Origin of the sequence: Georgenia sp. SUBG003 (genome assembly GCF_000715355.2) — a bacterium.
In the GTDB taxonomy this organism is placed as follows: domain Bacteria; phylum Actinomycetota; class Actinomycetes; order Actinomycetales; family Actinomycetaceae; genus Georgenia.
Map to the genome: position 1 here is coordinate 41,196 of NZ_CP180204.1, position 24,207 is coordinate 65,402.

At 69.6% G+C, this 24,207-nt stretch carries 17 protein-coding genes and 1 pseudogene; 2 read left to right on the plus strand and 16 right to left on the minus strand.

Going from position 1 to position 24,207, the window contains the following annotated elements; all coding sequences use genetic code 11:
* Nucleotides 1-16: 16 nt before the first annotated feature.
* Nucleotides 17-826 (minus strand): ABC transporter permease, encoded by an 810-nt coding sequence (locus tag DA06_RS00210; protein ID WP_043496431.1) that lies wholly within the window; start codon nt 824-826, stop codon nt 17-19.
* Complete coding sequence (locus DA06_RS00215) at nt 823-1,719, minus strand: ABC transporter ATP-binding protein (RefSeq protein ID WP_043496433.1); 897 nt, start codon at nt 1,717-1,719, stop codon at nt 823-825. The genes DA06_RS00210 and DA06_RS00215 overlap by 4 nt, the downstream gene beginning before the upstream one ends.
* A 451-nt stretch (nt 1,720-2,170) precedes the next feature.
* Here DA06_RS00215 and DA06_RS00220 point away from each other — a divergent pair.
* A pseudogene (locus DA06_RS00220) lies at nt 2,171-2,644 on the plus strand (histidine kinase); the annotation flags it as partial.
* A gap of 39 nt (nt 2,645-2,683) precedes the next feature.
* Here the strand turns inward: DA06_RS00220 and DA06_RS00225 are convergent.
* The 3 genes from DA06_RS00225 to DA06_RS00235 form a co-directional block, all read right to left on the minus strand.
* Nucleotides 2,684-3,019 (minus strand): UvrD-helicase domain-containing protein, encoded by a 336-nt coding sequence (locus DA06_RS00225; protein ID WP_418608290.1) that lies wholly within the window; start codon nt 3,017-3,019, stop codon nt 2,684-2,686.
* Entirely contained in the window at nt 3,016-5,070 is a 2,055-nt protein-coding gene (locus tag DA06_RS00230) for a DEAD/DEAH box helicase (RefSeq protein WP_043496451.1), read from the minus strand. Before DA06_RS00230 ends, DA06_RS00225 begins: the two co-directional genes overlap by 4 nt.
* An 80-nt stretch (nt 5,071-5,150) precedes the next feature.
* Nucleotides 5,151-7,430, minus strand: a complete 2,280-nt coding sequence (locus DA06_RS00235; protein WP_043496452.1) for a hypothetical protein — start codon at nt 7,428-7,430, stop codon at nt 5,151-5,153.
* A gap of 414 nt (nt 7,431-7,844) precedes the next feature.
* Between DA06_RS00235 and DA06_RS00240 the strand changes: the two genes are divergently transcribed.
* The gene (locus tag DA06_RS00240; protein ID WP_052436168.1) at nt 7,845-8,954 is read left to right on the plus strand and encodes a DNA cytosine methyltransferase; all 1,110 of its coding nucleotides are present in this window, start codon (nt 7,845-7,847) and stop codon (nt 8,952-8,954) included.
* A 78-nt stretch (nt 8,955-9,032) separates the two neighbouring features.
* Here the strand turns inward: DA06_RS00240 and DA06_RS00245 are convergent, their stop codons facing one another.
* From DA06_RS00245 to DA06_RS00295, 11 genes are all read right to left on the minus strand, one after another.
* A complete protein-coding gene (locus DA06_RS00245; protein WP_418606666.1) occupies nt 9,033-9,644 on the minus strand; it encodes a DUF6339 family protein in 612 nt (203 codons plus the stop codon).
* Nucleotides 9,608-9,925, minus strand: a complete 318-nt coding sequence (locus DA06_RS00250) for a hypothetical protein (protein ID WP_052436169.1) — start codon at nt 9,923-9,925, stop codon at nt 9,608-9,610. The genes DA06_RS00245 and DA06_RS00250 overlap by 37 nt, the downstream gene beginning before the upstream one ends.
* Nucleotides 9,918-10,871, minus strand: a complete 954-nt coding sequence (locus DA06_RS00255; protein WP_043496454.1) for a hypothetical protein — start codon at nt 10,869-10,871, stop codon at nt 9,918-9,920. Before DA06_RS00255 ends, DA06_RS00250 begins: the two co-directional genes overlap by 8 nt.
* The gene (locus tag DA06_RS00260; RefSeq protein ID WP_418606668.1) at nt 10,868-11,206 is read right to left on the minus strand and encodes a hypothetical protein; all 339 of its coding nucleotides are present in this window, start codon (nt 11,204-11,206) and stop codon (nt 10,868-10,870) included. Before DA06_RS00260 ends, DA06_RS00255 begins: the two co-directional genes overlap by 4 nt.
* A gap of 2 nt (nt 11,207-11,208) precedes the next feature.
* Nucleotides 11,209-12,801, minus strand: a complete 1,593-nt coding sequence (locus tag DA06_RS00265) for a hypothetical protein (protein ID WP_418606669.1) — start codon at nt 12,799-12,801, stop codon at nt 11,209-11,211.
* An 81-nt stretch (nt 12,802-12,882) separates the two neighbouring features.
* Entirely contained in the window at nt 12,883-13,911 is a 1,029-nt protein-coding gene (locus tag DA06_RS00270; protein ID WP_418606670.1) for a 3'-5' exonuclease, read from the minus strand.
* 118 nt (nt 13,912-14,029) lie between these two features.
* Nucleotides 14,030-15,169: a UvrD-helicase domain-containing protein gene (locus DA06_RS00275; RefSeq protein WP_052436171.1), complete on the minus strand. Its 1,140-nt coding sequence runs from the start codon at nt 15,167-15,169 to the stop codon at nt 14,030-14,032.
* The gene (locus tag DA06_RS00280; protein ID WP_418606671.1) at nt 15,169-17,256 is read right to left on the minus strand and encodes a DUF1998 domain-containing protein; all 2,088 of its coding nucleotides are present in this window, start codon (nt 17,254-17,256) and stop codon (nt 15,169-15,171) included. Before DA06_RS00280 ends, DA06_RS00275 begins: the two co-directional genes overlap by 1 nt.
* On the minus strand, nt 17,189-21,553 hold the full coding sequence (locus DA06_RS00285) for a DEAD/DEAH box helicase (RefSeq protein ID WP_418606672.1): 4,365 nt from the start codon (nt 21,551-21,553) through the stop codon (nt 17,189-17,191). The genes DA06_RS00280 and DA06_RS00285 overlap by 68 nt, the downstream gene beginning before the upstream one ends.
* On the minus strand, nt 21,550-23,259 hold the full coding sequence (locus DA06_RS00290; RefSeq protein WP_418606673.1) for a hypothetical protein: 1,710 nt from the start codon (nt 23,257-23,259) through the stop codon (nt 21,550-21,552). The genes DA06_RS00285 and DA06_RS00290 overlap by 4 nt, the downstream gene beginning before the upstream one ends.
* Nucleotides 23,253-24,203, minus strand: a complete 951-nt coding sequence (locus tag DA06_RS00295) for a hypothetical protein (RefSeq protein ID WP_418606674.1) — start codon at nt 24,201-24,203, stop codon at nt 23,253-23,255. Before DA06_RS00295 ends, DA06_RS00290 begins: the two co-directional genes overlap by 7 nt.
* Nucleotides 24,204-24,207 lie beyond the last annotated feature (4 nt).

The window sequence follows — 24,207 nt, forward strand, 5'->3', positions numbered from 1 at the left end:
CCGCGGCAGCCCTCCCTCACGCGACGTCCCTCCGCGCGGTGCGCCACAGACCCAGCGTGAGGGGCAGCAGCACCCAGACGGCGGTCGAGGTCGCGAGCTGCGCCCACCGGGTCGCGTCCATCTGGCCGCCCATCAGGGGCAGCATCGCGGAGTTGATGTCGAGCCACCGTGCGGGCTCGCGCAGCGCGGCCACCGTCATCCCCAGAATCGACCAGACGGTGGGCAGGCCCAGGTAGGCGACGATCGCCACCGGCGTGCTGAGCAGGGCCAGCCCGAACGCCACACCCTGGGTGACGAGCAGGACGAGCGACAGGACGAGCCCGCCCAGGAGCGACCACTCCATCGCCCAGGACCCGTCGCCGTCGCGCCAGAAGATGCCGACGACGTTGAGGACCGCGCCGGACGCCAGCGCGAAGGCCATCACCGCGAGCCCGAGCCCGACGGCGGAGACCAGCTTCGCCGCGTTGACGCGGGCGCGCCGGGGCTCGAGCGCGAACGTCGTCAGCGCGGTCCGTTGCGACCACTCGCCCGTGGCCGCGAGGATGCCGAGGAGCGGCAGGAGGATCATCTGGCCCCAGGTCGAGGCCAGCGTGAGCTCCCGCCAGGTCAGCACCTCCGGCTCCGCGGTGAGGAGCATCAGGGCGATGAACCCGGCGTTGATGACGACGATGACCGTGAGCAGCCAGGCCCCCGCCCGGGTGTCCACCTGCTTGCGAAGCTCCACCCGGGCCAGCCGCAGGAACGGGACCGGGCGGGCGGCGTCGGCCGGGGCCGGAGGACGAGGTGCGGCGGTGGACGGACGCGGGCTCGGTGCGGTGGTGCTCATGCGGGGATCTCCTCTCGCCCGTGCTGGGCGGTCATGCCGAAGAACAGCTCTTCCAGTCCGGTGGCGGCCGCCGGCCGCAGGTCGGTGAGGGCGACGCCGGCAGCCAGCGCCGCCCGGCCCACCTCCTCGGTGGTCGCGGACGTGGACAGGCCCCCCGGCGCCGGTGCCACGTGGTGGCCGGCGGCCGTGAGTGCGCGGGCGAGGGCGTCGTCGTCGGTGCTGCGCACCTCGGTCCCCGGGGTGGCGAGGAGATCTGAGGTGCTGCCCTGGGCGAGGATGCGCCCGCCGCCGATGATGACGAGGTCGTCGGCCACGGCCTCGACCTCCCGGAGCAGGTGGGAGGACAGCAGCACGGTGCCGCCGCCGTCGGCGAAGGAGCGCAGCAGGTCCCGCATCCACCGGATGCCGGCGGGGTCCAGCCCGTTCACGGGCTCGTCGAGGACGAGCACCTCCGGGTCCCCGAGCAGCGCGTGCGCCAGCCCGAGCCGCTGACGCATGCCGAGGGAGTACGTGCGGGTCCGGGCCGCCGCCTCGCGGGGCGTCAGGCCGACGAGGCGCAGCACCTCGTCCACCCGGCGGCGGCCGACGTCCATCAGCCGTGCCGAGAGCAGCAGGGTCTCGCGGCCGCTGCGCCCGGCGTGCTGCGCCGAGGCGTCGAGCAGCACGCCCACGCGCCGGCCGGGGTTCGGCAGCTCGCGGTACGGGAGCCCCAGCACGGTGGCGGTGCCGGAGGTCGGGACGGTCAGCCCGCACAGCATGCGCATGGTCGTCGACTTGCCGGCCCCGTTGGGGCCGAGGAATCCGGTCACCCGCCCGGGGCGGGCGGTGAGGGAGACGCCGTCGACGACCGTACGGCCGCCGTAGCGTTTCGTCAGTCTCTCTGCGGTGATCATGCTCCGACCCTCCCCGCGCCGCCGCGGCGGAGGATCGGCACTCGGTCTCGCCCCGGTCCACCTTTGGTCGGAGGGGCCCGAGCCCGACGGCGGAGGGTGGGCTGCGTCGTCGTCCGTAGGCTGGGGGACCGTGACCACACCGACGGGCGGGCCGCTGCCGCCACCCCCGCCCCTGCGGCCGTGGTCGCGCGTCTGGCGCTACCTGGTGACGGGCAGCCTCGCCCTCGTCGCGTGGATCACGGTCGTCGACGACCTCCTGCCCGACGAGCCGGCCGCGGCCGTCCCGGACCTCGTCAACGGCGTCATCGCCCTCGACCTCTTCCTCGGCCTCGCCGCGCTCGGCCTGCTCCCGCTGCGCCGGCGTCACCCCGTGCTCGTCGCCTCGGGAACGGTCGCGCTGTCCTCGGCCTCCGCGGCGGCGTTCGGCCCGAGCGTGCTGGCCGCGGTCTCCATGGCCACCCGGCGGCGCGTGCGCGGCGTGGTCGTGGTGGGGGCCTTCTGGCTGGCGGCGACGCTCTTCTACGAGGCGCTCTACCGCCGGACCTTCGAGTCCACCGGAGCGGACTACCCGGCCACGTACTCCTGGGTCGCGGGCGGCCTGGTGCTCGCCGTGTACGGGGTCTGCGTGGCCACGGGCTTCTACGTCGGCGCGCGGCGCGAGCTGGTCGCGAACCTGCGCGAGCGCGCCGTGACCGCGGAGCGTGAGCAGGTGCTCCGGGCGGAGGCGGCCCGGGAGGCCGAGCGCACCCGGATCGCCCGCGAGATGCACGACGTGCTCGCCCACCGCATCTCCCTCGTCGCGATGCACGCCGGCGCCCTTGCCTACCGCACCGATCTGAGCCGGGAGGAAACGGCGGGAGTGGCAGGAGTCATCCGGGACAACGCCCACCTCGCCCTCACCGAGCTGCGGCAGGTCCTCGGCGTGCTGCGCTCGGACGACGGCGCAGCCCTCGGCCCGGACGGCTCACCTCGGCGCTCGGGCGGGCCGGAGCAGCGGGACGAATGCGTCGTCGAGCCGCCCCAGCCCACGCTCGCCCAGCTCGACGCGCTGGTCGCGGACACCACCTCGACGCTGTCCGCGTCCTCGCCCGGCCAGACGGTCGGCCACCACGCCGACTGCGGCCCGCGAGAAGCTCACCACCAGGATGTCGCCCGGGCGGTCGAGGCCGCCGTCCTCGATCAGCGCGCGGACCCGTTCGACAATGACGGCGGTCTTGCCCGCTCCGGGTCCTGCGACGATGACGAGTCGCTCCTCGGGCGCCGCCTCGATGACCGCGGCCTGTTCGCTGTCCGGCGTCACGGACGCACCTCGACACGCTCGTCCGTCCAGAGGTGGTCGAAGTCGTAGAAGGCTAGTTTCGCCCCGTACTGGCGGACGTTGTCGGCCACGTTGACCACCATGACCTCCTCCGAGCCACCGTTCAGCGGGCCGCGCAGTCCGCGCCCGATCATCTGCTGGTACAGGTTCCGACTGTAGGTGGGACGGGTGACATAGACGGCGCGCACCGCCGGTGCGTCGAACCCTTGGGCCAGAACGTTGTAGTTGGTCAGGACCCTGATCTCACCGCCGCGGAACCGCTCGACGTAAGCGCGTCGCTGGCTCGGAGGCGTTCCTGCGCTGACCGACCGCGCCGGCACACCTCGGAAGGTCAGCAGGGCCGCGAGCGCCTTGGCGTTCTCCACCGACGTTGCGAAGAGGAGGGCCGTCCAGTCGTCGGGCAGCCCGACGACGTGATCGACGATCCGCTGGTTCCGCACCAAGTCGTCGCCGAGCCTCTGCTCCACCTGCGCCGGAAGCACCTTGAACCTGTCCAGGCTGGCCAGCTCTGCCTCGGACATCGAGATGTCGGCACCGGTGATGAGCCGGTGCTTGACGCGCGCCAGCACACCCATGTCCTGCAGCTCCCTGTGCGGGTCAGGACCGAAGGCCTCCTCGTCGAGCCGGTTGAGGTCGTAGCGGCGCGCGAGGCGGTGGGTCTCTTCCTCGTTGGTGTTCCGGAACGGCGTGGCCGAGAGGCCGATCAGCAGCCGCCGGTCCGCTCGTGTCCGGGAGCGTCGGCCCAACCACTCGAGGACGCCTGTGTACTCAGGTGCTACGGAGGTGTGCGCCTCGTCGACGATCACGAGCTCGGAACCTTGAAGCCACGCGTACTCGTGCCTGTCCTTGGCGGACGTCAGCTTCTCGGGCGTGGCTACGACGACCTGGAAGTCAGCCCCCTCCTCAACCGCTCCGTTCCCCGCCCAGAACCGGCTCACGACGAGCGGGCGATCAGGACCGAGTGCGCGCCAGAGGTACGCCCAGGTCTGGACGGCCTGCTCGCACAGCTCGTCCGACTGGGCGATCCATACCACCGGCCCCTCGATACTCTCGTCCAGGACCGCCTCGATCACGGCCTGGACGGCCACCCTGGTCTTCCCCGCGCCGGTGGGGAGGGCCACGAACCCACGCGCGGGACCCTCGCCACGGATCATGGCCTTGATGCGCTCCGTGACGACGACCTGGTACGGGTGCAGCGGACCCGGATGCGCGGCGCCGTCTATGCGCAGCGTCGCGTCCCGCGCACTGTCGGACGGATAGCCCGCCCACTCCGGTGCAAATCCGAGGTCGGTCACGAAGGTCTTGGCCGGGGTTCTTCCCGCCCACTGGGTTGGGGCGAGGATGCCCTTCTGCGCCAGCTGTGTGGCGCACCGCTGGAGGATTCCGTAACCGTGCACGGCAACGGCCAGCTCCGCGATCTCGGTCGGGGTCAGTGGGCGATCGTTCTGCTCCTCGAGGGTGCGGATCGCCATTCCGGGAATCTCGCTCCGCAACGCCGTCTCGCCGACGGCGAGCACGAGCCGCTGGAGGTCGTCGGGGGCTTCGCGAAGGCGCAACCGGAAGGCGTTGCTCGCCTGTTCCCGCATCCGCTGGAGAATCTCGCGAATGCCGTCCTCGTCGAGCTCTGCCAGGTTGAGGGCGGCTGCGACCTGCCGGAGCATGCCCCGCGCCTCGGGCTCGGTGACCAGGACCTGCCCGTCCCGAACGGCTTGAGATCTGGCCTGGGTCACCTGGCCGTTGGGTGTCGAGACGATCAGCGCTATCGACGAGCACAGTTGGAGCTCGAGGCGCGCCTGGTCCTTGCTGAGGAAGTTTCGAAGCGGCGGATATTTGTCGAGGATGCGAACCGGCTCTCCCACGGGCGCCGCCTCCATGGTGTAGCGGACAGCATCATCACCGTCGGTGATTCCCCACTCCTCGACCAGATCGGTGAACGCCTCCCGGTCCGTCACGACCAGCACAGGCTGGCCGAGTTCTCGCATGGAGCGGGACGCCTCGTGGCTCGACACCACGCAGACGTTCTTGGTCGGCACGTGTCGAAGCTCCTGCCCTACTGCGACCCTGAGCTGCTCCGGGGCGGTGATGTAGCGGCAGGCCCAGCTGTAGGCCGAGGCTATTCGCGCGATGTCGTCGGTCTTCTCGACGGCTTCGAGAATTGTGACCCAGCGTCGTAGGAGAGGTCGTCCAGCGACTCGACCATTCCGAGCCGGCGCGCCTGCGCCGTCGTCACGTCCGGGACCGGGAAGCCCGGCGGAACCGGATCGGCATCGGGCGAGAGGCAGGAGGCCACCGGCCATGGCCCGAGCGGTGTCAGGAGCATGCCGTGCTGACTCACCCACCAGTACTCCGGCGGGTTGTATGCGTTCCGGCCGTAGCTGACATTCGAGCGGTGCTGCACGGTCCAGGGCTGAGTCCTCCCGAAGTTGAGCACAGCCTCGGTGATCGCTACGCGGCCTAGCGTGGAGAGCCGCGGGAGCATCTCCATGGGCCACATGGGGTCACCCCGGTTGACGACGAGCTTGTCCGGCTGAGGACGTGCTCCGAGCTGGTTCGCGACAAAGTCCGCCTTGATCGTCTCCTGATACCGCTTGAACCAGGGTTCCTCCGGTTTGTGTGGGAGGGAGCGCGGCTGGTCCTGCGCGCCGAGCTGCTCCAGGACGTCACGATCCTGAAGGTGCGCACCACTGACCACATGAGCCGCATCGCGGCCCGATGCGGGCACGATCGGTCCTGGCAGGAAGACCTCTTCCAGGGCCTTCCAATCGCCGACCCCGGTGCGCACCTTGACGTTACGTTCGAGGGGAGCTGGAACGCAGTCCCTGATGATCTGCACGACTTCTTCCGGAGGCAGCGGTTTTGCCAGGATCCAGATGCTGGGCCAGTTGATCGACCCTCTCGACACCTGTTCGAGGAGAACTTTGCGCATGATGCCGCTGGCATCGAGGTGACCGATTCCCAGCCGCGCAAGTGTCTCCTCGACGCCGGGGTAGCGACGCACGGCGTCATCGAGGAAGACTGTCCGGCTGTCGTGCGGGTCCGAGCGGAGGAAGACCCGGCCGGCGGTCAGCTCGACGAGCGTCCCGTCCTCCCGACGAGCCACCGCAGCGTGACGAGCTGCCTCGGCGATCAGCGGCTCGGCGGACTCCCGCGCCTCGGCCACGATCAGCATCGCCACCGCGCTGCCCTCGGAACCTGCTTCGAGGGCTGGGGCCTCGAACCATTCGCGGAGGGGAGCGGTCCTTCCTCCCCCCTGCATCAGGCGTTCCGCCTTGGACCGGTAGGTGTTGTTTCTCCCGACACCGTGGTGCACCCAGTCCGGCCGAGACCCCATGACCTCCTGCCACCGTTCCAGCCATTCGGACCGGACACCGGACGGATGGACTTTCATCGTTGACGGCACGTGCAGGCGTCCGTCCGTTCCCGGCAGGCTCGCGGACCTGGTGAGCCGCTCGTACACCGGTCTGTTGAGGACGTCGTCCGCCCACCCTCTCGGCTCCTTCCCGCGTGCTGGAAGGACCTCCAGGATGTCCTCCGGGCGGCTCGGGTCCACCAGAGCCTGCAGTGAAGAAGCAACGAGCTCCGGGAGCACCTCGGTCAGCATCTCCTCGTTGAAGCGCCCCTCGAGAAGCGTGCGGCGGTCGTCGCTCAGCTTCCACGGAGCGTTCACGATTCCGCCCAGCGTCGTGTACTCACCGATCGGGAAGAAGGACGCGAACTCCCCGACACCCCGCTGCTCGCCGGCGGTCGGAACCGCCCAGGTGACATGGACCTCCTCCCGTCGGGCACGCTCACCTGCGTCGTCGAGCGCCGCGTCGCTCGGAGTGTGCCGCTGGGAGAAGACCTTCCAGCGGCTCACCTTGCCGTCCTGCTCGAGCAGCACCTCGTCACCCATCGATGTTGTCGAGACCTTCCGGTGCCAGCTCGAGGTGCGGTCCTCGAGCGTCAGCTCGTGCACGTGGGAGGCGAACAGGAGGAACGACGCCGGGAACGAACGCATGTCCTCCCGCACCGACGCACGCGACCCGTCGAGCGGAAGTCGCACCACGGTCGCTGCCCACCCCATGAGCTCGTCCAGCACGGGGTCCGACTCCGCCCACTCGCACGGGTCCAGGACCGAGGCAAGCCGCAGGAGCGGAATCCTCGGTGCTTCAGGGACGACGGCGCGGATCCTGCCGGCGGCGGTGGCGCGTTCGAATCCGAACGAGACCGTTCGGCTGAAGATCTGCGGGGCGCCGGAGATTGCGGTGACCGACTTGAAGCCGAGTCCGAACCTCCCGATCTCTTCGCCTCTCTTGCGGGAGATGTGGGCCGAGAGCAAGGTCTCGACGCCGCTCTCGCGGAACGGCTCGCCCTCGTTGGCGACGTAGAGACAGTCCTCCGAGAGGACGACCATGACCCGTCCCCCCCGTGCCGAGCATCATGTCGGCACCGTTCTGGACGAGCTCGTTGATCTGCTTGCGCCCGTACCCGCCCTCGGCCGCCGCAATCTCCTGCTGAGCGTCCTCCTCGACACGCAACGGAGCCTCGCGGTAGACGTTCAGGCAGCGTTCTGCCATGTCCTCGACGAGCCATCCAAGGCCCTCGCCCGGCCGGGCCCAACTGGCCATTGCGTCTCCCATGACGGTATTCCCGGCTGGAGGCCGGCTCCGCCATCAATACCAAATACGAACGACCATTGCTCGATTTTCGGAGTTTCCGGTTGTCTCAGAACCGCAACTTTCGTCTCTCCTGCTCGATCCACCACCGCGCCCTTGCATCACATGCGCGCCTTCCCCAGGTTGTCGGCGGCGCGGGATATCGTCACGGCATGCCGCAGGTAACGGACGCTCCCTCCTCGAAGACCGACGAGGTGCGGGTCCTCGACCTCTTCGCCGGGGCCGGAGGCCTCACGGAGGGGTTCCGCCAGGCGTCGGCACGTTTCCGGTCGATCGGTGCGGTGGAGCTCGACCTGTCCGCGGCGGCCTCCTACGCGGCCAACCACGGGGACAGCGGGCTCTTCGTCGGCCCCATCGAGACGTGGCTCGAGCAGGTGGATGGCGTCGCAGCCGACGTCATCGTCGGGGGTCCCCCCTGCCAAGGTTTCTCCACCCTGGGCAAGCAGGATGCCGAGGACGAGCGTAACGGGCTGTGGCGGTCGTACGCCGCGACGATCGAACGCGTTCGACCAAAGTACTTCGTGGTGGAGAACGTCGCGAGGTTCTTGGTCTCACCGCAACTCGCCCAGTTCAGAGAAGCTGTGTCGGACGATGGTCGCCTCCGCGACTACACGTTCGAGGCGCGCGAGCTCAACGCGGCGGACTTCGGTGCCGGGCAGGCACGCCGTCGTGCGGTGCTCATCGGCCACCACCGTGATCTGCCATCGCCCGGCTTTCCTGAGCCGACGACGCTCCGAACGGAGTGGCAGACCGTACGGGACAGGATCGGCGACCTCGCCGACGTTGCTCCGCACTCTGCGCTTCCCGAGCGTCGGACGACCTTCGCCTCGAGGGAGCTGCCCGGGACGTACCTGACGTCCGAGCTTCACATCGCACGGACGTATCGTCCGCTCTCGCTCGAGCGCTTCGCCCACATCCCGTACGGCGGCAATCGTTTCGACCTGCCGGATCACCTTCTTGCTCGGTGCTGGCGGTCGCACAAGAGCGGCTCCGCGGACGTCATGGGCCGTCTCGTGTGGGAGAAGCCGTCCGTCACCATCAGGACCGAGTTCTTCAAGCCCGAGAAGGGCCGCTACCTCCACCCGACGGCGCCACGCGCGCTCACCCACCTCGAAGCTGCGCGCCTCCAGGGCTTCCCTGACGACTACAGGTGGGTGGGCTCCAGAACCGCGATCGCGCGTCAGATCGGGAACGCCGTGCCCATCGCGCTCGGCAAGGAGATTGGTCGACATATCTTGCAGCGGCTGGACCAGCACGCCTGACGCCGGCGCAGTCTGCCGTGGCCGCGGGTCGGCGGTGCGTATCGCTGCTGGTGGTCGACCAGACAGAGGCGTTCTCCTTCAGACGCCGACGGAGACTTCTTGAGCCTGCTTGGTGGTCCGGCCCTTCTGGCGTGCCGAGCGGGATCCTCGGGCCGCGGCGACCAAAGGCGCATACGAGGCAATCCGACGAGCAATTGCGGCAGCCGCTTCGGGAGCAGATGCGGTAGGCGAAGGCGGTCCTACCGGTAGGTCATCCCACCGGTAAGGGCCAGTCGGCGCCGTAGCCGCCCAGGCGAGATATCCGCCAATGTCGTCCGTGGGGTATCCGAGTTCGGCCTCTGGTGGCGAGGCAGCCGTAGCGAGATTGAAGACCCGCGCAAGGTCGTTGACCCAGCTCGCCGCTGCCCCGAAGCTATCGGTGTTCTGCGTAGCAAGGTCGACGAGGGCTAATGCAAGCGGTCTGCAGCGTACGAGGCGACGATGGAGATAGGAATTCGGAAGATCCTGGAGCACGAACGCACGAACCACTGACTCGTAGTTGGCGCGGTCCCGAAAGAGCTCGCCGCCCCACCACAGACGAGCGAGCGCGTGCTTGTTGTCGGGGCCGGTCCAGCGGTGCTCGGCCACCCCGTTCTCGCCGTCCCAGCGCCAGGTCACGTAGTCGCGATACCGGACGCGAGCCACAGCCACATCCGTCGGTCACTGGCCTCGGCCCGGGTCAGGCGCAGCGCCCAGTGCACGCGTGGCGCCATCCAGCGATCACTCGCAGCACGGTCGTCCGACCACTCGCCCCTCTCCACCCGCTCGCGAAACTCCCGCAGGAGGTCGTCCAACGCCTCGAGCGAGATGTGGGAACCGTCGTGGCGCACGACCGGGACGGCGTAGGACGGCTGCCACGCCTGGTTCTCGAGCATGTGGGCGCGGTCCTGCGGCTCCAGGCCGGCGGAGAAGGTGTGCAGCACCTCAGACATTGCGTGACTCCTTCGCCAGGCTGGCCACGGCGTCCGGGAGTCCCGAGAGTCGTGCGATCGCCGCGTCGATCTCGGTCCACAGCGCGAGACGTTCGGACAGCGTCCCCTGCCGCGCCGCGGCGATCCGGCCGCACAGCTCCTCGAGATCAGCCGTCGTGCGCCCCACCCGCGCGACGGCCTCCAGGGTCTGGCGGAGCATGTGGTCCTCGGGCGGCGAGGCGTCGTCGTCCGTGGCGTTCTGCTCCACCTCTTCGACAGCCGCGCGCACGAGGGTGGTCAGGGCCGTCCGTGCGACGTCGGCGCCGAGAAGGTCGCGGGCGCGCCGCCGTTCGCCACGCGCGGTGTCCGCGTTGAGAACGGCCCGGAAGCCCTCGATGCCGTCGTTCAGGTAGAGGGTCGGCTGGATGGACAGGTCCATCACCGCGTGGGCGTCCGGGTCACGCCGGGCGATCGGAGGTGCGTCAGTGTCCGAGAAGTTCTTCCACACCATCGCGAACGGCGGTGCCCCGGGCGGCACGGGCGCCTCCCCCGGCTCGACGACGAGCTTCCAGTCGTCGGACCGGCCGACGAGCCGCACGCGGTCGTCGATCTGCGCCGTGACCACGGCGACGATGGTGACCGTGCCGCCGAGCATCTCTCGGGCAAGCTCGACGTCGCCCACCCATGCGCCGTCGTCGTCCGCCCGGAGCGGCACCGGGATGCGGGTGTTGCTCCTAGGCGACTCGACGAGGATGTGTACCCCCGTCGCCTCGATGCCGTCTGCCTTGTCCTCCGGCGTCGCCGTGAGGGAGATCGCGGCCCGCTGCCAGTCGCCGGCCTCGTCGATCCGGATGCGCCGGGCGTCCTCAGCGACGAGGTCCTCGCGGAAGACGCCGTCGACCATCAGTCCGTCGACGTCGAGGGACCAGGGCTCGCGGTACGTGGGCCAGGCGAAGAGTGGACTCATGCGGTGGCCTCCTCGAGCGCGGCTCCGAGGTGGCGGAGCACGACGTCGACGGCCGCCTCGGTGGCCGGGACAGGAAGGGCGGACTCGCTGACCCCACGGAGGCGGGCCTTGAGGACCCGGGACCTGGGCTTGGTGCGGATCACGACGGTGTCGCCGTGGAGCTCCCCGTCACCGTCGAGCAGCTCCAGCTCCCCCTCCCAGTCCACCGCCACGTGCGTCCCGTCGAGTCCGACCAGTGTGAGGCGGGGTTCGAATGCCCATCCCGACTCCCGGTTCTGGGCGCGGACCGTGAACTCGACGACCCACCGGCCGTCCTCCACGCGTCCCCCGTCCATCGTCACGGTCGGCTTGCGTGCGGCCACGCTCCCCCGGCCACCGCCTGAGCCGGGCTCGGAGCGGAGGAAGCGCAGGTGCTTGAGGACCGCCTGCGGCGGGGTGTCCGGCGGGGTGATGGTTGCCCCGAACAGGTCGTTGAGCGCCGCCCTGACGTTGCGGTCGATCTCCTGGAGGTTCTTCTTCCACGGGGCGACGTACCGTGCGGTGAGGTTCGCCTGGCTCGCCTGCTTGCGGCCGGAGCCCGGGATCCAACGGTCGTGGGCGGGCGGTTCGGAGAACCGGAGGAAGTCGTCGGCGTGGAGATCCTTCGGGGTGGGGTGCGTCCGGGTTGATCGACGCGCCGGCGAGGAGGAAGGCGTGGTACTTGCGTCCCTCGAGGGTGTGGTCGACGGTCTCCACGATCATCTCGGGCTGACGGAACAGGCAGACGCGGTTCTCGAGCGAGTCGGCGTTGTCGTCGGAGAGCGTGACGACGAGCTTCGCCTGGTGGACGAAGGACTGGTGCTCCTCGGGGGGGCCGCCGCTTCGGGATGCTGATGGGCACGTCACGGACAACGACCGAGCCGGGTTCGTCGAGGCTTTCCGAAAGTTCACCGACGTCGAAGGACCGGAGGGCGTGCACCAGCTCGGTGAAGGTGTCCTCAGCGGTCAGCTGCTCGGAGTGGACGAGCTTGCCGTCGTCCTCGACGTCGACGCGCACGCGGATACGTCCGCGCGTCAGGGCAGGCCAGAAGTTCTCCTCGATGCTTGCCCTGAGGTCGCGCACGAACGAGGTCGTGAGGTTCTCGTGCGCAGAGAGCCCGGACTGCGGGTCGTCGGGGTCGTAGAAGCCGACCACGAGCGCCGATGTGCCCGGGCGGGCGTCCTCCCTGCGGAGATGCAGGGCGTCGACGAGCTCGGTGTCACCCCACGAGGACCGGACCGGATCGTCCTGGTTCGTGGCGAGCCCGAAGTGTCCGCGGCCGTCGTAGGAGCCGCCGTTGTACCGGTGCGCCACGCCCTGCTGTACGCCGAACAGCCGGTTGTGCGTCTGACCGTCGACCGCGTCCTCGGGCCGGACCGTGGAGTTGAAGAGCACGGTCTGCATGCGGGAGAACCGCCAGTACACGGCCTTGCCGAGACCGAACGAGCCGCCCGAGGCGGCGCTCTTGCCGCTGTAGAGGTCGAGCCTGCAGAGCTTGACGAAGTTGCCGAACGTGGACTCGTCGCCGTCGGCGAACTCATCCCCGGTCAGCCCGCGGCACCCGTAGTCGGAGATCCGGAGGAGAACAAGGCTCGACGCCTGACGCAGAGCGTCGAGACCGGCGCCGAGCTGACCTGCCGAGACGGCACCTCCGGCGGCTCCTCGCATGGCGTCCACGTGGGGCTCCAGCTGGGTGTGCCAGCCGACCGCCTCCTCGAAGGCGCGTCGACGCTCCCCCGTGAGACGGATGAACGTGAACACGAGGTCCGCTGGCCCGTCCCGCAGGCTTGCGTCGTTCGAGTTCTGGGTCGCCTCGCGGGCGAGCGACGCCATCCCCGCGTTGACGGTCCACTGGTTCGCGTTGCCGAAGTTGGCGTAGGCAGGGCTCTGCCGCTGCCACTGCCACTGCATCTGCACAAGGTCCTCCGCCGACGGTTGTCCGACCAGCAGGATACGTCGCTACCGGACGACGCCGGGCGGAGATTCGAACCTTCAGACGTGCGCGGGCAGCAGCTCGCTCGGCATCCCGCGCCAGACGACGACGAGCTTGTCCCGCGCCCGGGTGGCCGCCACGTACAGCAGCGAGCGTTCCCTCAGGAGGGCGTCGTCACGGTCGCCGTCGCTGAGCTTGTCGACGGCGTAGTGGGCCGGCACGCGGTCCTTGCTGATGTCGAAGAGCACCAGCCTCGCGAACTCCATGCCCTTGGCGCGGTGCATCGTCATCGCGAGCGGGTTTCCCTTGCGGGGCGCCTTGTTCCCGTCCACGAGACGGACGTCGACGCCACGTTCGTCGAGGCCGTGCACGAGCTCCTGGGCGCTCTGCCTGTCCCGGACGAGGATCCCGATCGTCTCCGGAGCCACGTCCTCGTCGATCCACCCGCTGACGGTGGCGGCGACGCGGTCGAGCCCGTCGGACAGCGAGCCGGCGGCAACGAGATCAGGCTCCGGTCCCCGGCGCGCGGACCGGTACAGCGATGAGTTCTCCTCGGCGCTCTCCATGTCGACGTAGTCGGCGCCCTCGAGGACCCTGATGGCGTAGCGGAGGTTCTGCTCGGTGGTCCGGTAGTTGAGCGTGAGGCGGCGCGAGCGGCCGACGATCCGGATCCCGTACTGACCGAGGACGACCCGCTGGCCGTAGATCCGCTGGTGCGAGTCCTCGGCGATGAAGAGGTCGTTCTCGCCCTCGGCCGCCACGGCCCGGAGGAACTGCCACTTGCTGGGCGTGAGGTCCTGCCCCTCGTCGACGAGGACGTGGTCGACCGTTCCGCCCGGCAGTGACTCGAGGTAGGCGGCCGCGATCGAGGCGAGCTCGTCGTAGTCGACGCTCCCCTCGACCGCTGCGCGCGACCGGTACGCCGCCACGACCTTCCACACGGCCTGCCGCTTCTTGCGGTCGAGAGCCACACCGCGGCCGGGCCGTCGCGCCTTGAGGTAGCCCGCCTGGTCGGTGACCCGCTGGGGAAGGACGACCATGGTGTACTCGGCCTGGAGAAACGCGACGCTCCGCAGCTCGGAAGGCACGTCTCCGCCGGCCGCGCTGATCGCGTCGCGCCAGGCGCTGTCCTCGGACGTGCGGTCCCTGATGACCGCACTTCGTTCGCCAAGGACACTTCGAAGTGCACCGCTTGTGCCGACGGCGTCACCCGCGCGCCGGATCACCGAGCTGACCGCTGAGTCGACGCCCGCGACGTAGATTCCCGGATCCCCCCAGCTTCTCGGCGATGCGGAGTGTCGGGTCCAGACGGCGGAGGTCGATCTGCAACGACTCGGCGAGGACCTTGTTGAACGTAGTGAGGAGGATGCTGGCGCCGGGGTTCTGGCGGGTGAGGTGCCGGGCACGGTGCAGGAGAACGACGGTCTTGCCGGTGCCGGCGCCGCCCGACAGACGGAAAGGGCCCTTGTACGACGCGGTGGCGTAGCGGCGCTGCTCTGGGTGCAGGAAGACGCGCCAGGCGGCGAAGTCGTCCTCCTCGATGGCCTTGCGCAGCTCCTCGTCGCTCTCGATGAACGCGAACTCGAGCCGGGACGCCTCGTGCCGGAGCGCACGCAGCAACTCGTCGTCGGTCTCCGTCTCGCCCTGGAGTTCGACCTTGCCGATGCCGAGCGTGGCGCGCACGTCCTCGAGGGGCTTGCCGCCCGCGAGGTCGATGAGGGCAAGAGCCTGCCACTCCGGGGCGCGTTCGACGTGGGCGAGGAGCTCGTCGTCGGTGGTCATGCCCACCGCAGCCTCGGCGAGCTCCTTGTCGACGCCGAGGTCAAGGAGGTCGTCCAGGGTGACCCCGTGCTGCGCGAGCAACAGCTCTGCCGGCGCGGGCTGGCCATTCGTAGGCTGCGCTTCGGCGAGTGGCGTGTCCGCAGCGATTTCCGCGTGAGTCTCTGACACCTGCTTGCCGGCCTGGTTCTGAGCCGACAGAGTCGGCGAGTAGCCAGCCGGCTGCTGAGGCTCCGTCGCCATGACGAGCTCGGCGATGCCGTTGACCGGGTTGACCTTGAGCCGGGTCTTCTTGGCGAAGGTGATGGCGTCGTCGTGGGGCAGAACGCCCACGTAGACGTAGTGGGCCTCGTCGGCCTGCCCCTGGATCTTGAAGAGCACCGCCCGCCAGAAGTCGTTCACGCGGCCGGTGCGCACCCGCCGGTCGACGGACCCGTTGATCGGCTCGATGTGAAGGCCCGGCACAGCGTCGTTCTCGGCGAGCTTCTCGAGGAACGTGTACGCGGCCTTCTTCACCGACGGGTCGACCTTGCCGGTCTGGTTGGGTCCCATGACGATCTGGGGCATCAGGCGCGCTCCTTGGCGGTCGAGAACGTCTCGCGGATGGTGTCGGTGTCGGCCGGGACGACCGTCCAGCCCGACTCGGTCAGCTCGGTCAGCTCTGCCGCCTCGAGATTCAGGTCGAGAACGACGCGCCGGTCGGGCCACGAGATCGACAGCGGTACACCGTCCTGGGTCTCGAAGCCGATGACGGGTTCCGGGGCCTGGGCCCACCACACGATGTCGATGACCAAGCGTTCGTTGTCGGTCGCGTCCTCGTAGATGTCGCTCCACTCCTCCGCGGCGGCGGAGGGCGCGGTCGGCGGCGCCGGGGCGGCGGTCGTCGCCGCGAGGCTGTGCACCGAGATGGTGGTGGGGCTCTGGCGGAGCGCGAGGAGGTTGCTGAGGCGCAGCCACTCGCGCCAGGCCTCGGCGTGCTCCTCCCCCACCCCGGTGTCGCGGTCGTCGAGGAGGGCCACGATCTCGGTCGTCATCGTCGCCGGGTCGGTGATGCGGGCGGCCAGCACGAGGGTGTCGATGCGGTGGGCCCATGCGCCGGAGAATCCGCCCGCCGTCGGGGTGAACGACTTCCCGTCGAGCAGGTCGGCGGCGGCCTGCACGAGCGACCTCCCCTCGGGCAGGGCGAACGTGGAGGTGGTCGGACCGACGGCGAGCATCGGCAACCAGTCGGCGACCCTCGCAAGGCCGTCGGGGTCCGGCTGCTGGAGCCAGTGAAGGAGGAAGTCGATCGGTCCGCGTGAGATGAGGTCGACGAGTGCGGGCTTGAGCGCCCCGCCCGCGGCCTGGACGACGGCGCCGCGACCGGATTCGTTGTACCACAGCGGCGCCGTGATGCTGCCCGCGGGCAGCTCGAGGTCCTGCCAGGTGACGCCGAGGACGATGCGGTCGTCGAGGCGAAGGACCTCGCGCTTCTGCGCGTCGTCCGCGAGCCGGTTGACGGTGGGCGACGCGTGGAAGCGCCAGCCGTCCGTGAAGATCACGACCTCCGGGATGCCCGGTTGCTCGCACCTCAGGATGAAGTCGGGCTTCGACCCGAGCGCGAGCTCCTGCGGCTCGAGCGTCCAGACACGGCCGGCTACCCGGATGATCCACCGGTTGCCGGCGCTCGTGGGCTGCTCGGCGACGGAGGCTCCCACCGCCTCGAGACGCTCGGCGAGGACCGCCCGGAAGCGCTGCTCGAGGTGCGACTCGGGGTCGAAGGAGCGGGCGTCCTCCTCGGTGCAGGTCCAAGACATGGTGGCGGGCACCTCCTGGGAACCGGAGCGGTCACCACTGAGGAGAATCTCGCGCAGGTGCCTCTCCGCCGTCGCGCGGGACACCCACTTCTCGCCGTACGGCTGGGCGAAGGGCAGAAGGCAGCGGTGGCAGGCGAGCCGTTCCTCGTGCCGGCACTCGCAGTCGCGGACGATCTGCCAGGCGCGGTGCAGGATCTCCCAGACGATTCCCGGGGCGGCGAGCTCGGCGAGGTAGCCGGTGCCGCCGGGGACGACGTCGTGCAGCAGGAGGGCCTGCTCGTTGGTGTCGGACGGGTCGGGCGTGGGGTCGACGATCGTGGCGACGGCGAGGTGGTCCGGGTCGCCGCCGATACGCTCCCGCAGTCCCAGCAGCAGGGCGGCCGCCAGGCTCGGGACGGCGTACCGGTCACCGAGCGTGACCGAGGTCGGCAGGCGCAGCACGAGACCCTCGGTCCGCAGGGTCCGGGACAGCGCGACCGAGCGGGTGGTCTCGGCGGCGGCGCGCCGGTTGGGGCACCAGGGCCGGTGCTCGGTGACGTTGTTCTTGTGCGTGCTGGTGTCCTGGTGGCCGCAGGCGGCGCAGACGCGGAAGAGCGGTGCGTTGATCTCTTCGCCCGCCACCGAACGGCCGGTGCCGCGCCCGGAGGCACGCCCCAGGTTGATCCAGCGGATGGTCATGTCGCGCAGGTAGCGGGCGCCGAACCCGTAGTCCTCGACGAACCAGCGTCGCGCGACCTTCGCCGGGTCGACGTCTGCGGCGGTGACCACGGTGTACTGCTCGCGGACGCGGTCATCGCGGGAGTCGTCGATGGTGGCGCGGTCGCGCCTGGTGGCCGAGGACACCTTCTCGAGCTCCACGACCTCGATGCGCTGCTTGAGGTCGGCGAAACTCTGGTCGCCGCACCGCGGGCAGGCGGCAAGAGTCCCTTGCTGCGCGGACTCGGTCACGTCCTGCGAGTACCCGCAGGCCGCGCAGAAGGCGTGGGTGCGGACGGCCTCGGCGTCGTGGCCGAGATCGACGGCGTCGATCGTGATGGCGTACCCGCTCGCGTAGAAGGTCGCGCCTGGTGCGAAGTCGCGCAGCGCCAGCGCGGAGCCGCGCGAGAAGTCCCGGGGCTCGGTCTGGAAGTCGCCGGTGTCCGGGTCGATCCAGCTGATCGAGACGTCGAGCGTCACGGTGTCGTCGAGGAGGGTGTAGTTGGGCAGCAGACCGTGCTCCTCGAGCACCCCGATCCAGTACTCGCCCATCAGCTCGGCGAGCTGCTTGCCCGTGAGTTTGTACCCGGCCTCCGCGGCACGCAGGGCGGCCTTGTCCTCGTCGGACGCCGCGGGCGAGTCGGCCCGCTGCCGCAGCTCCGGAATGCTCGTCTGGATCTCCTGACGACGGTGCTGCAGCGTTTCGACCGTGTGGTTCCAGCGGTGTGACGCCTCCGCGAGCCGCTGTGCGAGCGGGCTCGTGCCGGGGGACGCCGCCCCGGGGACGCGCCCAGTCATGGAGCGCCTCGCGAGAGGCGTCGGAGAGGCTGGGGAAGCCGGCGAGGAACCGTTCGGTCAGGTTCGGGTCGCTCTCGGCGGCGTGGGCGAGCGCGTGGAGGTAGCTGCCGGGTTCGGCGCTACCGAGTGCCTCGGAGGCGCGGCGGGGATGCGGTGCGGTGCTGTCGCGCGCGACCGTGTCGGCGATCGACGCGATGAGCTGCCGTCGGAGGATCTCCTCGGCGTCGAGGTAGGTGGCCGGAGGCCTGACCTTGCCGTTGATGACCGAGAGGGGATCGCCGAGTCGGGGCAGGTGCTCACCGCGGCCGGTGACGTAGGTGAGGACGAGAGCGTTGCCGGTGAGTCGACCGGCACGCCCCACCCGCTGGAGGTAGGAGGAGACGCTGCGCGGCAGCGAGGAGAGCATGACGGTGGAGAGGTCACCGATGTCGATGCCCATCTCCAGGGTAGGCGTGGCGACGAGGACGTTCGGCGCCTGAGGTCCGGCGTCGACCTCCTTGAACGCCTGCTCGTACGCGAGACGGACCTCGTCGGGCAGCAGCGAGGTGTGCTCGCGGGCGACGACGCGGCTGGCCTCCGTGCTCGAGTAGAGCCTCCGGTAGAAGTTGTCGTCGCGGCTGACGGGCTGCAGCACGCCGGCGCAGCGCGCCACGAGGCAGGGCGCCCCGGCAAGCTGCCGGACGACGGTGGCGGTGCCGGGCGTGAGCGACTCGCACAGCGAGCACTGCAGCATGTGTCTTCCCGCCCGCAGGTCCTCCAGAAGGACCGGGTGGACGACGACGGCGGAGGCCGGGACGGCGAAGACGGTGCCGTTGCTCTTCGACGCCGTCGCGTGGAGGACGTCGTTCCTGGCGAGCTGCTGGACGAGGAGCCGGGCGAGCGTAGCGCCATCGTTGGGTGCGACCTGGAGCGCCTGGGCGGTCCAGCGGGCGTACCAGCCGCGGGCGCTGCCCACCGGTTCGAGGTCGGTGTCGCTACCAGTCCCTCCGCCGATCCGGGGGTAGCCGGGCGCGGGCCGTCCCTTGGGGAAGGCCGGCATGCCGTCGCTGCGGCGTCGACCGCCCCAGATGGAGTACCGGTTCCCGTCCTCCTGGCGGTACCTGACGAACCACTCGTGGTCGATGGCACCCTGCTTCCGCATCCGGGTGAGGAGCCCGCGGCCCCAGGCGATCAGGCGGTCGTGGTCGGGGCCCAGACCGTCGAGCATCCCGCTGGCGTCCTCGAGCACCTGCTCCGCGCACCGGAGGAGAAGAGCCTCAGCCACGTCGACCTCGGCCACGAGCGAGCCCGTCCGCTCCAGGGTGCGGCCGACGCCGGACTGGAGGCCGAACTCGAGCTGGATGTCGAGGAGGAGGCGACGGCGGACGCGACGTAGGACACTGGCCGGCACCCGCCGGAGGGTGGGGGCCTGCCAGAAGTCGACGAAGGCGTCCCGGTCGGCGAGGTCTGGCGGGAGGATGCGGTAGCGGCGGTACTCGTCGTCGCCGGCGTCCGCGATGATGCGCTCGACGAGGTCGTCGAGGCTGACCGGTTCCTCGCCGACCGCAGCCCGGATGAGGGCGCGGAGTGTGAGGGCGTGGGAACGGCTCTGGACGAACCCGGCGCGGTGCGCAGCGTCCTGGACGGAGTCGGTGAAGACGAGGGCCTTCTTCTCCTGCTGGTCCAGCCGCCGCTGACCGAAAAGGGTGGAGAGCGTGACCGACAGGAGCGTGGCGATGGCGGAACCGAGGAACCGGATGCCGTCGTCCTGCAGGCAGGACGGGCACGTGTCCTTCTTGGCGAGCTCGCCGGCGTCGTCGCCGGTGTGGACGAGGACCGGGAGAAGCCGCCCTGTGCGCAGGTCCTCCTCGTCGGCGGGCAGCGCACCGACCAGGCGGCGCTCGTGCTCGTGGAGCCAGCGGAGGTTCCCTCCGCCCGGGTCCGATGGATTCGTCTCGGCGTCGCGGCCCTCGGCGGGTGCGTAGATAAGTGCGCGGAACCGGTCGTCCCCCTGGAGGTGACGGGCGCGGATACGGGTGTCGTCGGTGTCGAGGTCGGTGCCGGTGGGCGCGAGCACCACGCCCCACCCCGAGCGGCCGCAGTGCCGGCAGTACAGCGCGGGCAGCGGGGTTCCGGCGACACCGTCGCCACTGGCCGACGTCACCTCTCCGTCGTCGCTCCACAGGTACTGCGGGTTGACCGTCGCGGTCCGGTCGATGCGGGTCAGCTCGCGAACCCACAGATGGAGATCGACGGTGAGGGCCTGGCGGCCGGCAACGGCGCGGACGTGGCTGACGGCGCCGAGGACGGCTACGACGCAGCGTTCGCTCGCCTCCTGCCACTCCTCCGCCTCGGCGCTCGGAAGCGCCCTATCGACGACGACGGCGCACGCCAGGTCGCGGACCGAGACCGCGTGCTCCGCGACGCGGACCAGCTCGGCGGTGATCGGATGCGCCTTGACGAGGTCGAGCAGCAGATCCGTATCCGTCGGGTCGATGGACGGCCGTTCTCCGTCCGCGGCCCAGAGCTCCGCAAGGACGGTTCGGGCTAGCGTCGCACCGACCGCCTCATCGCCGAGCCGTTCAACGGCTTCGCCTACGCGGTTCACGAGCTCCGCGTCCGCTTGCCACCCGTCGACCGGGTCCGGGGTCGCGATTCCACGCTGCTGGAGCCGGGAGGCTGCTCCGTCTGTCCACTCGTCGAAGGAGACGCGGGACTCGGTGACGACGGCGTCCTCGCCGAACTCCTCACCGAAGACGGTACGGGCGAACGCGAGCATCGCGGCGGGGTCGCCCTTGTCACCGAGCGTGGCGGACGTGGCCACCGGTGTGATGCGTCCCAGCGGCCTGACACGGTCCTCGTCGCTGAACGCCGGGTCGTCGTCGGGCCAGTAGTTCTTGAGCGCGAGGCCGAGTCGGCGCAGCAGCATCGAGACGTCGGTGCCCTGGGCGCCGTCGTAGGTGTGGAACTCGTCCAGGACGAGGTACTGCAGGCTCCGGGCGCTGCGCTCCCAGATCGGGGCGTCGTCCGCGCGCAGGAGCAGCTGGTCGAGCATCTTGTAGTTGGTGAGCAGGATGTCGGGCGGGTTGTCCCGGATCTCGCGGCGGCTCGTGATGAGGCCGTCCGTGGAAACTAGGGTGCGCTCGCTCCCCTCCTGACCGGTGTAGAGCGCGGCGGTCACCCCCTCGAGCTCACCGTTGTCGGTGATCAGCCGCGCCAGTCGACCTGCCTGGTCGTTGGCCAGGGCGTTCATCGGGTAGAGGATGATCGCCTTCGTCCCCGTCACACCGTCACGCTTCGCGCGCAGCACGTGGTCGAGGATCGGGTACAGGAACGCCTCGGTCTTGCCGGACCCAGTGCCGGTAGTGACGAGAGTCGGCTTTGGCCGTTCCCCGGGGCCTAGATGTGTGCTGCCGAGGCGGCGGAAGGCGGCAGCCTGATGGCCATACGGGGTCGGCCCCGAGTACCAGTCGAGACTGTCCCGCCAGCCTTCGTCGGCCGACCGGAACGGAAGGCGGAGGCGGACGTACGGTCCCTTGAAGATGCCGTCGTCCGGGTCGGCGAGGAACTCCGCCAGGGCGGCGCGGGCATCCTCGTCGGCGAGCGCGAAGGTCGTCGTGAGGTAGTCGAGGAGCGACTCGCGGATGGTCTCCGCCTCGACCGTGGGCAGGAGCTCGGTCATGACCGCTCCTTCTGACGCCGCTCGAACTCCGCGTACGCGACGCGCATGTCGTGCTCGCGGTCGAGCGTGCGAAACGGGAGTTCGTACGTGTACGTGTAGCCGGCCGCATTCGTGGCCGTGCGCTCCTCGACCGATATCCGATCACCCCTGGCCCGCCAGGTGCGGATCACCTCGCCGGGGACGAGGCGCCCGTTGGCGTCGTAGTGGTCGCGGTTGCGGTCGTAGCCGTACAGCACCGGGAACTGCGTGCGGTAGATGCTGCACAGCTCATCGGCCGTGACACCAAGCGCGAGGGCCACAAGGGCGTCGATCTCCACGAGTGCCTGCCGACGGTCGGCGGAGCGACGCAGCGGTGTGTCTACGGACCACACCATTGACTCGGGGGCCAAGCCGGGGCGGTCCTCGTACTCAATACCGCCGGTCCACCGGTCGCCGAGGAAACTCTCACGGTTCAACGCCTCCCACAGGGGCGCGAAACCGGCCGTGAGGCAATTGAGGCGAGCGGAACGCAGGGCCAGCGCTGCTCGTATCGGTTCTGTCGCAGCGAACGGCAGTCGGGCGACTGAGCTGAAAAGGATCTCGGACTTAGGAACCGACCGGATCGTGAAGTCGAGAAGTAGTGCCGACATGAATCCCTCGAGCACTGCGAGGGTTTCCAGATCTTCGGTCGGCAGCGCGAGGGTGTGTACGGGGTGCACATGAGTCGCGCCCGGGGGAACTATGGCAGAGATGAGGGTCCGTTCTCCGGTGGTGGCCGCCATGCGGCGCCAGGCGATCCGGTAGAAGTCGCGCGCGGGCATGGGTCTCGCCTCTGTGCCCCAGTCGGTATAGGCGCAGTCATACCGATACCGGTCGCCGGCTGGCTTGTACGACGTCACGGGGACGGCATCCGCCGGCAGCCGTTCGAGGTCGACGGGTGACCAATCGAGGTTGTGGCGCATCGTCGGGTTGGGCGACTTGTAGAACGGCGTCACGACGTGCAGGTGCGGGCCCTGAAGGATTACGTCGTCCCAAGATTGCGCGCGGCCCCAGCTGGGCGAGAATCGCCCCGCCTTTCGATCTCGGCTTTCGTCCCAACCTCGAGAGAACTTCAAGCCGAGTGAACCAACCCGCGGGGCAGCCACGAGCTTGCCGAGCACATCAGCCGAGGAGCGGCTCACCGTATAAACCATGCGGGTATTTCCAACTGGCAGGTCGTCGTTTTCAAGTACGTCATGCCAGGTTCTCAGCACCTCGGGTGTGACCTCGATAATCCGGTTGGAGTGGGGGCGTAGATCCCAGTTGCCGCCGGGGTCCTTGAGGCCCGGCTCCAGTCCGGTGCCGTCATGCCTGAAGGACCGCTCTACGGTGTCCGGGTGGTACAGCGACGTCGCGTGAAGGAAAGCCGGCTCCCGGGCGGCGCCATACACGTGCACGCCGTAGCTCACGTGGTGGTCGATATCGAAGAGCATTAGCTCGTTGAGGAACTGCCAGTGCCGGCGCAGCCGCTGGTACGTGGCTCGACGCAGGATTCCGGCCTTCTCGTCCGTGAAATGGGTCTCGGGGTGGACAAGCCCAACGGTGCCGCGGCCAGACGCGTGCCGCCACGTCTGCTCCATGAAGCAGCGATAGAGGTCCGGCTGGAGGCCAGCGAGGTGTGGGAAGTTGGCGGTGTCACCAGCGAATGCAAGCACCGAAGACGTGTCGGCAATACCTTCGATCACCAAGTCTGAGATGCCTGGTAGTGCGAGAGATTCGCGCTGGCGCTCATTTCGCTCGGCCTGGGTCGGTCGCGACGACAACTGCCACCAGGGGTCGCCTTCGGCGAGGAGCGCAGACAAGTCGGTGCGTGGCCGCACCCACGGCGGGTTCCCCAACTGCAGGTCGAAACCACCACGCGCCATAGGTGCTGCGAAGTCCAGCTCCCAGTGGAAGAACCCCTGCTCTTCGGCGACTGCCTCGCACACCAGCAGCCACGGGTGGCGCCGGAGCACGTCATCGACGCGGGCGGCGCTGGCGAAGCGAGGTCAAGCTTCTCGTAGGTGCCTAAGTCCTCCCAGGTCGTCACGGAGCCGAGGGTCTGGTCGCCGCCACGTGCGGTGCGGGCGTTCCCTGAGTGCCGGCCGAGCAGGAGCTGGAGGGCCTCGATCCACTGGTCGAGCGTGGGCGGGTAGACCCGCCTCCGCTCGCCGTCCACCACGATCGTGGTCCGGCTCTCGGTGAGGGGCCAGAACCACAGGGCGCACCAGGCGTCCATGACGCGGCGTAGCCGCCGGTAGCCACTACCGACATCGTTGAGCGCGTCCTCGATCTGCTGCCGCTGCACGCGCCCGCCCACCGGGAGGTCGTCGGCGCCCCAGACGTCGATCGAGCGCCGGATCTCCTGCTCGGCGACTTGCAGGCGGCGCAGGGCAATCTGCCAGACCCGCTCGACCCGATAAGACAGGTCAATGAGCGCGTCGCTCTGCTTCTTAGTCGGCTTCGAGCGCATGGACCGCTGCCACCCGCGCAATGCCGTTCGCACTTCGGCGGCGAGGTCCCCGATCTCCTTGGCCTCGTTGAGTGCGATACCCGATCCCCACCCGAATGCTGGTAGGAGGAAGTGGTGGATGCCACCGTTGAGGCCGGTGGCCAGGCGGTCATTCTCGGCGTCTTCGGCGAGCGAAGTCATGGGG

Excerpts from the sequence above, each read along its gene's own strand:
- DA06_RS00210 (WP_043496431.1), bottom strand. The coding sequence starts at position 826 with ATGAGCACCACCGCACCGAGCCCGCGTCCGTCCACCGCCGCACCTCGT.
- DA06_RS00215 (WP_043496433.1), bottom strand. The coding sequence starts at position 1,719 with ATGATCACCGCAGAGAGACTGACGAAACGCTACGGCGGCCGTACGGTC.
- DA06_RS00235 (WP_043496452.1), bottom strand. The coding sequence starts at position 7,430 with ATGGTCGTCCTCTCGGAGGACTGTCTCTACGTCGCCAACGAGGGCGAG.
- DA06_RS00240 (WP_052436168.1), top strand. The coding sequence starts at position 7,845 with ATGCCGCAGGTAACGGACGCTCCCTCCTCGAAGACCGACGAGGTGCGG.
- DA06_RS00250 (WP_052436169.1), bottom strand. The coding sequence starts at position 9,925 with ATGTCTGAGGTGCTGCACACCTTCTCCGCCGGCCTGGAGCCGCAGGAC.
- DA06_RS00255 (WP_043496454.1), bottom strand. The coding sequence starts at position 10,871 with ATGAGTCCACTCTTCGCCTGGCCCACGTACCGCGAGCCCTGGTCCCTC.
- DA06_RS00260 (WP_418606668.1), bottom strand. The coding sequence starts at position 11,206 with ATGGACGGGGGACGCGTGGAGGACGGCCGGTGGGTCGTCGAGTTCACG.
- DA06_RS00265 (WP_418606669.1), bottom strand. The coding sequence starts at position 12,801 with ATGCAGTGGCAGTGGCAGCGGCAGAGCCCTGCCTACGCCAACTTCGGC.
- DA06_RS00275 (WP_052436171.1), bottom strand. The coding sequence starts at position 15,169 with ATGCCCCAGATCGTCATGGGACCCAACCAGACCGGCAAGGTCGACCCG.
- DA06_RS00285 (WP_418606672.1), bottom strand. The coding sequence starts at position 21,553 with ATGACCGAGCTCCTGCCCACGGTCGAGGCGGAGACCATCCGCGAGTCG.
- DA06_RS00295 (WP_418606674.1), bottom strand. The coding sequence starts at position 24,203 with ATGACTTCGCTCGCCGAAGACGCCGAGAATGACCGCCTGGCCACCGGC.